The organism is Trueperella abortisuis, from assembly GCF_030811095.1.
Lineage (GTDB): Bacteria > Actinomycetota > Actinomycetes > Actinomycetales > Actinomycetaceae > Trueperella > Trueperella abortisuis.
Genome location: NZ_JAUSQL010000001.1, coordinates 2202291 through 2214650 on the forward strand (window position 1 = coordinate 2202291; position 12360 = coordinate 2214650).

The window sequence follows — 12360 nt, forward strand, 5'->3', positions numbered from 1 at the left end:
CAGCATACGACTACGGGGTACGGAGCACGGCAACGGGGTCGCGCCGGGAGGCCCACAGGGCGGGCGGGAAGGCGGAGGCCGCGGTGGCCGTGAGCGTCAGGATGACCACCGAGATGGTGACGGTTAGCGGTATCGGCGCATGTGTGTGGTGAAAGTAGGCGCCCACTGCGAGTGCCGCGATGGCCGCTCCGCCGACGGCCGGGATGAGGGTACGCAGGATCGTCAGCAGGGTGAGGTCTGCCCGGGAGATGCCGAGTGCGCGACGCCGCCCGATGTCGCTCCGGTTGAGTAGCACGTCGGCGAGGACCACGGCGCTGATAAGTACGATCCCGCCGCCGAGCGCGATGAGTAAGGTGGTGCGATTGTGCTGGCCGACTTCCCCGGCGAGGGATTGGGCGTGCAGGTCGAGGCCGTCGGGCATGTCGATGGTGACCGCTTCGGTGCTCGGATTGCCGAGGATGCCTAGGATTTCCTCGCGGGCGTTCTCAGCGTCGGCGATGGACCTGACGAGCACCTGGACCTCGGCGAACGTGCTCTGATCGGTCGCAACAAGCCCGCCGACGAAGCGCTCATAGCCGGGCTTGGGCTCGAACACGCCCACCACGGGGTATTGGCGCCCTTCGGCCGATTCGAGGTAGCCGCTCGGCGCGGCCAGCCGCTGGCGGTCCAGCGCTGCGGAGGTGACGATCGCTTCTCCAGGGTTCGGGTATCGGCCCGAGACGAGGTCCGCCGCCGTGGTGGCGTCGGAGATCTCCCAGATGGGGATCGGGTCGACGGCGAGCCGCCCGTTGCGCACGTCGCGCGGCAGTCCAACGCCGACGCCGCTCTCAACCGCGGACAGTCGCACGATTGCGCCCATGGTCTGCGTGTTGACGAAGCCCTGGCTCGCTTTGTCGCGCACGGTGAGCACGCGCGCGGGTGGGCTCTCCATCTCGTTTAGCAGACGTTGCTCGATCGCCGCGGACCGCCCCACCGTGGAGAGCACTCCCGCACACAGCATCCCGACCACGAACGCGATGAGCGCCGCTGCCACCGGCTGCGATCGCGATGCGAGTAGCGCCAGATGGAAGATTCGTTGCAGTTTCATAGCTCGAGCACCTCGTCGGAGGCGTCGGGGACGAGCGGGTCATGGGTGGCGATGAGGACCGTGCGGCCCTCTTGCGCGGCCTTCCTGATCGCTCCGAGCACATGCTCGGAGTTGTTTCGGTCCAGGTTCCCGGTCGGTTCGTCGGCAAGGATGAGGTCGGGGTTGGTCACGAACGCGCGACAAATGGCGACCCTTTGGGCTTGCCCGCCAGAAATCTGCCCCGGCTTGTGGTCCGCACGGTCGGCGAGGCCGAACGCTTCCAATAGTTCACGCGCTTGCTTTCGCAGTTCGACACGCGGTGTTCCGCGGTAGAGCCCTGGCTCCATGACTGATTCGATGATGGGCACCCGCGGGTTGAGCTCGGCGTTTTGGAAGATGAAGCCGACGCGCGAGGCGCGCATGGCGGAGGCCTGGGTGTCGCTGATGCGGGTGAGGTCAGTGCCGTCGACTAGCACGCTTCCCGCGCTCGGTTGTAGGAGCAGACCGAGGATGTAGAGCAGGGTGGACTTTCCGCGACCGGAGGCGCCGGTCAGTGCCGTGACCTTGCCGGGTGTGAACTCGTGGGTCAGGCCCTCGAATAGCTCCGGCCCTTGCGTGGTGTATGAGAAGCGAAGGTCACGGATTGCCCACACGCCCGGCCTAGTCACCCTCACTGGGGTCTCCGATTCGCACTCGTGTGCCCGAGGCGATGCCATCGACCAGCGCGAGCCCGTCCTGCGAACCAAGCACAGTGACGGGGGTATTCACGACGCCGCTCTCACCCTCCACAACGAGCGTCGCGGCGCCGTTCACATCCACAGTGATCGCGGAGACTGGCACGAGCACACCGGTTTGTGCGGGCACCACCTCGGCCAGTGCGCTCATCACCACTTTCTCCTCGGCGGGCAAAGCGTCGCATTCCGCGCCACACAGCAGGCCGTCATCTGCGAGCACATCGGCGTGGATGACACCCTGGTCGTCGGGGGCTGCGGAGCCGATCCTGCCCTGCCAGGTCCTGTCCGCATAGGTGACGGAGACTGGTGTTCCCTCGGGCACGAGCGAGACCTGTTGTGCGGTGAGGATCGTCCGGAAATGAGGCTCACCGACGACGGCGAATACGAGTCGTTCACCGCCGGTCAGGACGGCGCCCACCGCGCCGTCGTCGTGAAGGAAGAGCCGGGCGGGGAGGCTCGGGACCGCGATGAGCTCGCCGAGGGGGATCTCTCCCGTTGCCTCTCGGCCCTGGTCCTTGTGCCATTGGCGCACGCCGGCCGCGGTCTGATCGGTGAACGTGGCTTCGCCGCCGGCCGGGTAGCCGAGGGCGGTGAGTGCGGCGTTGAGTTGGCTGACGTCGTCGCCGATCAGCCCCTCATACAGGTCCCGGTAGAAGGGGACGCTGCCCTCGACCACTCGCACGGCCTGCCCGTCAACGAAGTAGACGGGATCGCCCACCGAGAATTCGGTTTCGTTCGAGCGTGCGGTGACCGTGCCCGGAAGGCGGTTGACTGCGACGGCGCGACGCTCCTGGATAGCCTCGACTGACAGGGCGATCGTTCGCCCGATACTTCCCTCGCTTGCCTCAGCCCAGATCGGCTCGACCGTTGGGGCTTTGCTCGAGCCGATCCCGTTGACGGTGTATCCTGCCCAGAACGCCGCGCCGATCATGGCGAGCACGCCGAGGGCTGTCAGGAGTCGTTTGGATAGCATGTCACTGGCCGTAGTAGTACTGGGCGGGCGGCAATGCCGGGCATGCCTCGTACAGGTTGCGCAGGGCTTCGCTGCCTTCTTTGAAGCGGGTTCGAGATTCAGGCGACCAGGCGTCGCCGACGACGTCGGGCATCCACGGTGACTCTTCGCTGTTCACGTCGTCTAAACTGGCGATCCAGGCCTCCTTGCTGGGCGCCTCCTGGACAAACTTCACGCCTTGGGCTTGCGCGCACGGGACGAAGAACGTGGTGTAGTACTCGTACTTCACGGCGCGCTGCTCCGGCGTTTCCTCAGGATAGCCAAAATCGGCGGGGGTGTATTGGGCCATGCACAGCCAGACCTGGATCCGTGCGCTATCGCTCAGGTCTTTCCCGTTAATGCCCCGACCGTCAGCGGACAGTTCAACAGGGTAGCCGGCCGCGATCATGCAGTCGGCCACCGGCTGCATGTCCTCACCGAGGTCGAGCCGGCGGACGAGGTCGGGAACTGGCAGAGCCGGATCGACCCCGAACGTGGCCCGGGAGGTCTCGAGCGCGTCGAGACGAGCGCGCTCGGACTCCTCCTCGCTCATCTTGGGAAGGGAGACCACAGTCTCCGGCTTCCACGCGGAATAGTCGAAGGTAGCTACCGTGCTCTCCTTTGCGGAGGCCTGGTTGCCCGGCCCGGCGTCACCGCAAGCGGCAAGACCAAGGCATACGGTCAGAAGGAGGGCGCACCGCGCTATCATTAAGCGGGCACAACGCATTTCAGGCATTTCTGACTTAACCTGTCAGCTCGCTACTAATCGTTCGGATTGCAGTACTGCTTGGTCTTGGACAGATTTAAGGAAGGTGCCCGAACATAGCAACGCGGCGATCGTCTGTCGCAGAGTCTTCATCGGCTCTTCCTCTCAAGGACCATAGATCGCCCCCGTTGGCGATCTGTGCCAAATGTAACATGATCGCGCCGGATTCGTCTCCGTTTTCCCAAAAACTGACCACTTATCGGCCAGACAGGCTCGGCCCCGCGATCCTCCGCACAAGCGCACGCGGCATCAGCTTCACGACGCCGGCGGCCGCCTTATAGAGAGGAGTGGGCGTGAGAAGCACCCGGCCGCGGCGGGCCGCCGCGAGCGCTGCCGCGACCACCTGGGAGGGCTCGGCGAAGACGGCGTCGGGCCACTGGCTGGAATCGACGTGGGAGCGTTCGTGGAACTCGGTGCGGATGAGGCCGGGGGTGACGGCCGTGGCGGTGACCCCGCTGCCTGCGAGCTCGGCGGCGAGCCCCTCGGTGAAAGTGCGCACCCAGGCCTTGTGCGCGGAGTAGGTGCCCTGGGCAGTCAGTGCGGTCAGGGATGAGACGTTGATGATGGCGCCGCGGCCGCGGGCCTTCATGGAGGCGGCCGCGGCGTGTGACAGGACGAGCACGGCCCGCACCATGACGTCCAACCCGGCCAGCTCCCGCTCGAGCGAGCCGCCCACGAAGTCCTGCCCGAGCCCGAATCCCGCGTTGTTGACCAGCACCGACACCGGCGAGGACGTAATCTTGGCCGCGACCCGGTCCACGGCGTCGTGATCGGCGAGGTCGGCCGGGAGGACTTCGACGCCGACCCCGAATTCCGCGCGCAGTTGCCCCGCTACTTCCTCGAGTCGGGATGCGTTGCGGGCGACGAGGATGAGGTCAAGGCCGGAGGCGGCGAGCTGGCGGGCAAATTCGCGGCCGAGGCCGGCGGAGGCGCCGGTGATGAGTGCGGTGGTCATGGGACGAGTCTAGCCGGAGAGAATATGTCGGAGGCCGGCGGTAGGCTGAAGGCATGAAGCTAGCGACGTGGAATATCAACTCGGTTCGTGCGCGCGCGGACCGCGCCGTGGAGGTGCTCACGCGGCACGACCTCGACGTGCTCGCCCTGCAGGAAATCAAGTGTAAGCCGGAGCAGTTCCCCCTCACGCCCTTCCGCGAGGCGGGTTACGACGTGGCCCTTCACGGGCTGAATCAGTGGAATGGCGTGGCGATCGTGTCGCGCGTGGGGATCGCGGGCGTGCGCACGGCCTTCGAGGGCCAGCCCGGCTTCGCCAAGGGAACGCCCAGCGAGGGGCTCTTCATCGCCGGCGACGTCGAAGCGCGGGCCATCGGCGCCACCTGCGCGGGTAGCGCGGCCGGCTCGGGCGTGGAGGTCTGGAGTCTGTACGTACCCAACGGGCGCGCGGTGGCGGACCCGCACTACCACTACAAGCTGGCGTGGCTTGCCGCGCTGAAGGACGCGATGTCCGCGCGCTTGGCGGCGGACCCGGAGGCGAAGATCGCCCTGGTCGGGGACTGGAACGTGATCCCCACGGATGCGGACGTGTGGGACACCGGCGCAACCGGCGGCCTGTACCTGAGTGAGCCGGAACGGCGGGCGTTTTTTGCGTTCGAGGAGGCCGGCTTTGTCGAGGTCACTCGGCCGCGAGTCACGAACTACACGTTCTGGGACTACCAACAGCTCCGATTCCCCAAGAACGAAGGGATGCGTATCGATTACGTCTACGCATCGCCGGCGTTGGCGGCCACCGTCACCTCGGCCGTCATTGATCGGGATGAACGCAAGGGAAAGGGGGCCTCGGATCACGTGCCCGTCGTCGTGGAGTTCGCGCTATAGGGCCGGCTACGACGCCGGTTCGCGGCTCGCCCGCGCCCACCGCGAACCGCACAGCTGCGGCCCCCGACCGCGCAACTACGGCTCCTGGACGCGCAACTACAGCTCCCGGCTGCACAGCTGCGGCCCCGACCGCGCTAGAGCTGGATCATCTCGTCGGTGAGAGCCGGCCAATACTGCACGTGTTCCTTGCCGAAGTCCTTGACCCCCAGGAACGCTCCCCCCTTGCCTTGGGACAGGTCCATGTAGAAGAAGGAGCCGGACATTCCGAAGTGACCGACCACGTGGTTGGAGAAGTGTGGGCCGGTCCAGTGTGGCTCGCGGGGGTTGCGGATCGAAAAGCCGAGCCCCCACGGGCGGTTCTGCGAACGCCCGTATCCCGGCGTGATGCCGCCGATGCCGGGGAACTGCACCTGGAACGCTTTCTCGGCAAGATCGCGAGGAATGAGGGTGGGGCGCAGGATCTCTCGCCCGAACTTCACCAGGCAGTTTGCCGCGCCCGTGCCGGAGTATGCGATCGAGCCGACGATCCGCACCGAGGACATCTCGAGTGGGTCAAGCACCTCGGACTGGATCCAGTCTTGGATCGACATGCCGATGTACTTCTCAGCCTCCTCGCCCATAACCTCGAAGCCGTAGTTGGAATAGATTCGGCGTCTGCCGGGCTTGGCGATCGGATCGCCGGGCTCGGCGGGCAGGCCCGAAGCGTGGGAGAGCAGATGCCGGAAGGTGGAGCCCTCCGGGCCGGCAGGGGTGTCAAGGTCGAACTTGCCCCGCGCGATCGCGACTAGAATCCCCCACGCCGCGATCGGCTTGGTCACCGACATGTAACGGTAGATCTTCGTCGGGTCGCCCACGGCCGCCAGGACGTCGTGAGCATCGAAGGCAACATAGACGTGCTCGAAGTCGAACTTATCTGCAGGAAGAGGATCGGTGATCATGCCTCCCACTCTGGCACAAAGCTCCCCGCGCCGCAGGGGCGAACCGGGTTTCGGCCTGCGCGGGGAAAATGGTTACTATGTACATATGGACGAGACATCGAGGTTGAGCTCCTTGGCGGATGGCGTTCATTTTGAACAGTCGCCAGATCCGCTTCTTTCCTTGCGCACGCCACCTGGCCCGGATCTCTACGCTCCGGGGAACCTCGGCGAGTTCGCGCGCGGCTTCACACCAGCCGAGGCGCGCCTTCGTCACGACGCCGTCTCTCGCACACACCCCTCCTTCGGGGCCGGCCTCGCCCCCGCTTCCTGCCTCCATGCCAGCCGCCGCACCGCGTTGCTCTCAGGCAAACGCTGGGTTGCCGTCGTCCTCGCGCTTATCTTCGGCACGCTGGGCGCCCACAACTTCTACCTGGGCCGCACCGACCGCGCGGTGGTCAACGTCCTTGTGTGGTTTGCTGGCACGCTGGGCATGACCGCCACGGGCTCGATCTTCATGATGCTGCCGATCATCGCCCTGGTGTTGGTCGAGTGCACCCAGATTATTCGCCGCACGGGCGCATACGCGGATCTGCGTTAGCGAAGTCGGGGACTTCCTCCGCCGCCGAGTAGCGCGCGTTCACAACCTCACGGAGGGGTACAGCTGGCACCCGAGCCAGCGCTATGTGGGCTTGAATCGGCCGCGTCTTTCAGCATGTTGACTCTCCTTGACAGGTGAATCCCCCTTGCAATAATTGGCGTCAATAATTGTAACCTGTATCACAACCGCGGAAATGGGGTACTCGTGATATGCGACCTCGCACGCACAATCACTGCGCATCGTTGTTGGGTGAGCACATGAGGCGAGGCCCCCTCGCCCTCGCAGGCGTGCTGCTCCTCGGGGTGTCGGCCTGCGGGGGCGAGACTTCCGCGCCCGGCGGCGCGGCGTCGTCGGTAACCCCCTCGCCAGTATCGTCAGCCTCGGAAAAAGCGGAGTACACCAACCTACCCGAGGTGGTCGTGGACGACAACGGGATGCGCTCGTTCCCCGATCAAACGCACCAGGAGTATCTCAACATCAAGTGGAGCAACCTGCTTCAGAGCCTCGCCCCTGACGAAGCGGCGGCCCTTACCCGCCCGGATGTCCAACTTGTTCAGACGTTTGACGATTTCGCCCAGTACGCACAGGCCTACGTGCCATGCATGCACGACGCCGGATGGAACGAGGTCACGTTCAACACCACCGATCAGACGATCGACGCCGAGGTGCCGCCCGAGCAGATGAGCGCATACCAGCTTTCTGATTACGTGTGCAGCGGCCAGTACTACTATCACGTGCCGCCCATGAACGAGGAACAGATCGGCATGCTGTGGGACTACAACAACGACGTCGTCCTGCCCTGCCTGGCCAAATATGGATACACCGACGTCCCCTTCGATTCTCGCGAGGCGTTCATCGACCGCTACTTCGCCCAGCGCACCTACACCCTGCCCATCACCGCACTCGGGCTGGACCAGGCCGGAGAACGGCACCCGTGTGACACGTTGCCCAGCTTCCTCGACAAGTAGCCATGAAGAAGCGTTCGATCCTCACGGCACTCGGGGCGCTCATCGCCGCCGTCATCATCTTCATCGTCGGCTGGTGGGCGGCTCGCGCCACACTGACCACCACCACTGAGCCGACGCCCACGGCCGAGGTCCTCACGGCGGAAGCGCGTGAGGGCAGGGTGGGGCGGACCTTCAACTTTTCCGTGACCATCCAAACCCCGTTCCTGCCGGTGGCGGTCAACCAACTGAGCGGTGTCGTCACCAAAGTCGGGCCGGCCGAGGCGGCGGACGGTTCGGTGCTCGTCGTCGTCGGCGACCAGGGCATCATCGCCGTCGAATCCGCCCTCCCGTTCTACCGCGACCTCGGCCCCGGCGTTCGCGGCGAGGACGTGCGGGCACTCCAGAGCACACTTATTCACACCGGGTACCTCGCCGGCGAGGCCGACGGCGTGTTCGGCAGCCTCACCGCCCGTGCCCTCAGCGCCTTCCAAAAAGATAACGGCCTCGCCCAGACCGGTGACGCCCCGCTCGGCACCCTATACGCTTTCCCGTCCCTGCCCGCCACGGTCACCTACGGCGAGGATTTACGTCCATCCGCCGTCGTTGCGGGAGGAGAAACCCTCATCAGCGCGCCGAGCGGAGAGCGCACATTCACCATCACCGTCAGCGAGTCCCAGCAGGAGTTCGTCCCCGCCGGCGCGACGGTCACATTCACGGTTGGTGACGAGGAGTTTGTGGCAACCATCGCCGAGGAGCGCACCATGACCGAGCAAGGCGATGTCACCGTCCATCTCCTCGGCCCCGACGGCGCGAGTGTCTGCGACACCCGGTGCGACCTCCTGCCCAACCGGCCGAAGACCACCGTGCTCGCCCAGGTTCAGCCAGAAGCGCCCGTCACCGGCGTGACCGTGCCGGTCGCCGCGGTCCGCACCACCCCCGACGGCCAGGCATTCGTCACCCTCGCCGACGCTACCACGCAGGAGGTCACGGTGCGCGGCTCCGGCCAGGGCCTCGCCGTCGTGGACGGAATTGACGTCGGAACAATCGTCCAGATCAGCCAGGCGGGTACGTCGACGCCCGCTGCCGGGGCGCCGGAGCCCTCGCCAGATACCGGGTCCGAGCCGGCTCCAGAACCCGCGCCCAGCGAGGGCTAACATGCTTGCGGTACACGACCTCCACTTTTCCTACCCGAAATCTGAGGAAGCCCTGTTCGGCGGCCTGAACTATTCGTTTAGCGAAGGTAGCCTCACCGTGGTCACCGGCCCGTCCGGGTGCGGCAAGTCCACCCTGCTCTACATCCTCGGGCTTATGCTCAAGCCCACTCGCGGCGCCGTCATGCTCGGCGGGAAGGACGTCTCACACGCCTCCAACGACGAACGCGCACGGGCGCGCGCCAAGAGCTACGGCTTCGTCTTCCAGGACTCCGCCCTCGACCCCACCCGCCCCATCATCGACTCCGTCATCGAACCCGCGCTCTACGCCGGGTGGAGCCGGCGTAGAGCGCGGGCCCGGGCGCGCGAGCTCCTCGAGCTGACGGGGGTCGCCCACCGCTGGAATCACCAGCCGGGGGAGATCTCGGGCGGCCAAGCCCAGCGCGTGGCCCTCGCCCGTGCGCTCGTCAACGACCCGCCCGTCATGCTCGCCGACGAACCCACCGGCAACCTCGACCGGGCCAACGCCGCCGCGGTCCTCGGCCTCATGCACGAACAGGCGCGGGCCGGCCGCACGGTCGTCGTCGTCACACACGACCCATACGTGGTCAGCCGCGCCGACGAACTCGTTGAGCTGTCATGAGAATCCGCGAGCTCATCCGAGAGATCCGCACGGGGGCGCTCTCCCAGCGCGTGCCCACCGTGCTCATCTTCCTGCTCGCGGCGCTGATCTGCCTGGCCGCCGTGCTCACGGTCGGCCGCTCCGTGGCGGCCCACCACCAGCTCGAACGGCGCCTCGAGGATGCCGGCACCCGCAGCTTCACCATCGTGGACGTCCACGGTTACGGCTTCCTCACCCCCGCAGTCATGAACGGCATTGATTCGCTGTCCTACGTCGAACGGGCCGTGGCCTTCACCATCGCCGCCGACGCCTACAACACCTACATCGGCCCGGGCGCCACCCCCGTTGCCTCGCGCTTCGTCAACGGCGACCTCACGGGTCTTATCACCCTCGACGCCGGGCGCATGCCCAAACCCGGCGAGGCGATCGTCACCACCGACGACGCGCGGGCACTCGGCTTTGACCAGCCCTTCGGCTCGATCACGGTTCGCGACGGCGGGCGGGAATTCCCGGTGGTGGGCGCATTCAGCTCCCCGGATTCGATCCCCGAACTCGACGCGATCCTCATCAACGCGCCCGATGTTCAGGCGACGGTGGCGCGCGTCGTCGTCACACGCTCCGACCTCGTCGACCAGGCGATGCTCGCCGCCAGTGGCGTCATCTCCGCGGACGACCCGCGAAACCTGCGCTTCGACTCGCCCGTGTCGATCGCGCAGCTACGCACCCAGATCGTTGGTGATCTGCAGGCATATTCAGCCTCCATGCTCTACGGAGTCCTCGCCGGCAGCGCCATCCTCAGCGCGCTCATCGTGTTCGCGGACGTGCTCGGCAAGCGCGCCGACCTCGGCCGCCGCATGGCGCTCGGCGCCACCCGCCGCATTATCGTGACGTTCACGGTCGGCAAAGCCGCGCTACCCGCGATCTTCGGCAGCCTCGTCGGCGCCGGCGTGGGACTCGTGGCCGCAAGCCGCATGGGTTCGAGTGTGCCGCCCAGCTTCGCCGTCGGCACCGGCGTTCTCGTGTGCCTCGTCATGATGGTCTCCGCCGCGCCGGGAGCGGTGTGGGCGGCCGCGCAGGATCCCGTGCGGGTGTTACGCACGCCGTGACGCCGGCGCCCGCAGGCCAGGCGGCGCCCTCGGAACACAGTTCCCGCGGGCGCCGCGGCGGGCAGGCGCCTCCCCCGCTGCGAGCGCTACGCTTGAGGCATGCATTATGACCTCTTGATCCTAGGCTCCGGTTCCGCCAACACCATCCCCGGCCCCGAATTCGAAGACCAGAGCATCGCGCTCGTGGAGGAGGGCGTCTTCGGCGGGACGTGCCTCAACGTGGGGTGTATCCCCACCAAGATGTTCGTCCACACCGCCAACGTGGCCCGGCAGGCGAGGGATGCGGGGCGCCTCGGCGTCGACCTGCGCCTTGAAAGCGTGGACTGGTCCGCCATCCGCGAGCGCATTTTCGGCCGGATCGACCCGATCTCGGCCGCCGGCAAAGACTACCGGGAGAGCAGCCCGGACAACCGCAACCTCACGCTCTACACCGGCCACGCCACCTTCGTCGCGCCCAAGACCGTGCAGGTCACCCTCGCCGACAGCGCGGCGGGCACGCGCGGGCAATCCGCCCGCGAGACCCCAGCCCGCACTGTCACCGTCAGCGCCGACCGCGTCGTCATCGCCACCGGTTCACGCCCCGCGATGCCGGACGTGCTCGGGCTGGAGGGCGTCGGCCCGCTCGACAACGCATCGGTCATGCGGATGGAGGAGCTACCGGCGTCGTTGCTCGTGCTCGGATCGGGCTACATCGCGGCCGAAATGGCGGACGTGTTCAGCGCGCTCGGCGTGGAGGTGACCGTGGTGGCGCGCAGTGAGCGGATGCTTCGTCACCTGGACGCAGACATCTCCCGCGCCTACACCGACGCCGTCAGCTACCGGCTCGTCACCGGGTTCCAGGCCTCCTCTGCCACGCGAGAGGACGGGACGGTCCGCCTGACGGGCACGCGGGCCGGCGCGGAGGCCACGCTCGAAGCCGAGCAGATCCTCGTCGCCACCGGGCGCATCCCCAACGCCGACACGCTCAACCCCGCCGCCGCGGGCATCGCCGTGGAGGGCGGGAGGATCCGCGCCGACCGCTACCAGCGCGTCCTCGGCACGGACGGCCACGCGCTCGACGGCGTCTTCACCCTCGGCGACGTCTCATCCCCCTACATGCTCAAGCACGTGGCCAACCACGAGGCCCGGGTGGTTCGGCACAACCTGCTCCACCCGGAGGCTATGGTCGAGGTCAATCACGACGCCGTCCCCGCCGCCGTCTTTAGCCACCCACAGATCGCCACCGTCGGGATGACCGAGGAGCAGGCGCGCAAGTCGGGCGCGGACTATGTGGTGGGGGTGCAGCGCTACGCCGACATCGCCTACGGGTGGGCGATGGAGGACACCACGAACTTCTGCAAGATTATCGCCGAGCGAGGCAGCACACGGATCCTCGGCTGCCACATCATCGGGCCGCAGGCGCCCACTCTCATCCAGGTGATCGTACAGGCGATGGCGAGCGGCCAGACCGCCGCCGACATCGCCCGCACCCAGTACTGGATCCACCCCGCCATGCCCGAGCTGGTGGAGAACGCGCTCCTGCAGGTCCTGTAGCCGGCTGTCACAGAATCGTTGCCTCATGAGACGGGTGTGGGCTTATCCGCGAAGTCAGCGCAGATAAGCCCACAGTCCGTCCGGGTGCCACAGTAA

Annotated in this window: 13 protein-coding genes; 7 read left to right on the forward strand and 6 right to left on the reverse strand. The window is 66.7% G+C overall.

The genetic code is table 11. The features are described 5' to 3' along the window. Positions 1–10: 10 nt before the first annotated feature. The 5 genes from J2S45_RS09905 to J2S45_RS09925 form a co-directional block, all read right to left on the reverse strand. Positions 11–1087, reverse strand: coding sequence for an ABC transporter permease family protein (locus J2S45_RS09905; RefSeq protein WP_307635287.1), 1077 nt, complete (start codon positions 1085–1087; stop codon positions 11–13). Further along, positions 1084–1740 carry an ABC transporter ATP-binding protein gene (locus J2S45_RS09910; protein WP_307635288.1) on the reverse strand — a complete coding sequence of 219 codons (657 nt, stop codon included), beginning with the start codon at positions 1738–1740 and terminating at the stop codon, positions 1084–1086. The genes J2S45_RS09905 and J2S45_RS09910 overlap by 4 nt, the downstream gene beginning before the upstream one ends. Then, positions 1727–2773, reverse strand: coding sequence for a peptidoglycan-binding domain-containing protein (locus J2S45_RS09915; protein ID WP_307635289.1), 1047 nt, complete (start codon positions 2771–2773; stop codon positions 1727–1729). The genes J2S45_RS09910 and J2S45_RS09915 overlap by 14 nt, the downstream gene beginning before the upstream one ends. 1 nt (position 2774) lies before the next feature. Then, entirely contained in the window at positions 2775–3362 is a 588-nt protein-coding gene (locus tag J2S45_RS09920; protein WP_307635290.1) for a hypothetical protein, read from the reverse strand. 391 nt (positions 3363–3753) lie between these two features. Then, positions 3754–4512, reverse strand: coding sequence for an SDR family NAD(P)-dependent oxidoreductase (locus J2S45_RS09925; protein WP_307635291.1), 759 nt, complete (start codon positions 4510–4512; stop codon positions 3754–3756). 53 nt (positions 4513–4565) lie between these two features. Here J2S45_RS09925 and J2S45_RS09930 point away from each other — a divergent pair, with 53 nt between their 5' ends. Beyond that, positions 4566–5390: an exodeoxyribonuclease III gene (locus J2S45_RS09930; RefSeq protein WP_296931104.1), complete on the forward strand. Its 825-nt coding sequence runs from the start codon at positions 4566–4568 to the stop codon at positions 5388–5390. Between the two features lie 134 nt (positions 5391–5524). Here the strand turns inward: J2S45_RS09930 and J2S45_RS09935 are convergent, their stop codons facing one another. Then, positions 5525–6328, reverse strand: coding sequence for a serine hydrolase domain-containing protein (locus tag J2S45_RS09935; RefSeq protein ID WP_296931106.1), 804 nt, complete (start codon positions 6326–6328; stop codon positions 5525–5527). An 85-nt stretch (positions 6329–6413) separates the two neighbouring features. On the opposite strand from J2S45_RS09935, the gene J2S45_RS09940 reads away from it, so the two are divergent. The 6 genes from J2S45_RS09940 (at position 6414) to J2S45_RS09965 (ending at position 12264) form a co-directional block, all read left to right on the forward strand. Next, a complete protein-coding gene (locus J2S45_RS09940) occupies positions 6414–6905 on the forward strand; it encodes a TM2 domain-containing protein (RefSeq protein WP_307635292.1) in 492 nt (163 codons plus the stop codon). Positions 6906–7162: 257 nt separating this feature from the next. Then, positions 7163–7873, forward strand: a complete 711-nt coding sequence (locus J2S45_RS09945) for a hypothetical protein (protein WP_307635293.1) — start codon at positions 7163–7165, stop codon at positions 7871–7873. A gap of 2 nt (positions 7874–7875) precedes the next feature. Further along, complete coding sequence (locus J2S45_RS09950; RefSeq protein WP_307635294.1) at positions 7876–9006, forward strand: peptidoglycan-binding domain-containing protein; 1131 nt, start codon at positions 7876–7878, stop codon at positions 9004–9006. A gap of 1 nt (position 9007) precedes the next feature. Beyond that, a complete protein-coding gene (locus J2S45_RS09955) occupies positions 9008–9646 on the forward strand; it encodes an ABC transporter ATP-binding protein (RefSeq protein ID WP_296931116.1) in 639 nt (212 codons plus the stop codon). After that, positions 9643–10731, forward strand: coding sequence for an ABC transporter permease family protein (locus J2S45_RS09960; protein ID WP_307635295.1), 1089 nt, complete (start codon positions 9643–9645; stop codon positions 10729–10731). The genes J2S45_RS09955 and J2S45_RS09960 overlap by 4 nt, the downstream gene beginning before the upstream one ends. Positions 10732–10830: 99 nt before the next feature. Further along, on the forward strand, positions 10831–12264 hold the full coding sequence (locus J2S45_RS09965) for a mycothione reductase (protein WP_307635296.1): 1434 nt from the start codon (positions 10831–10833) through the stop codon (positions 12262–12264). Positions 12265–12360: the final 96 nt, after the last annotated feature.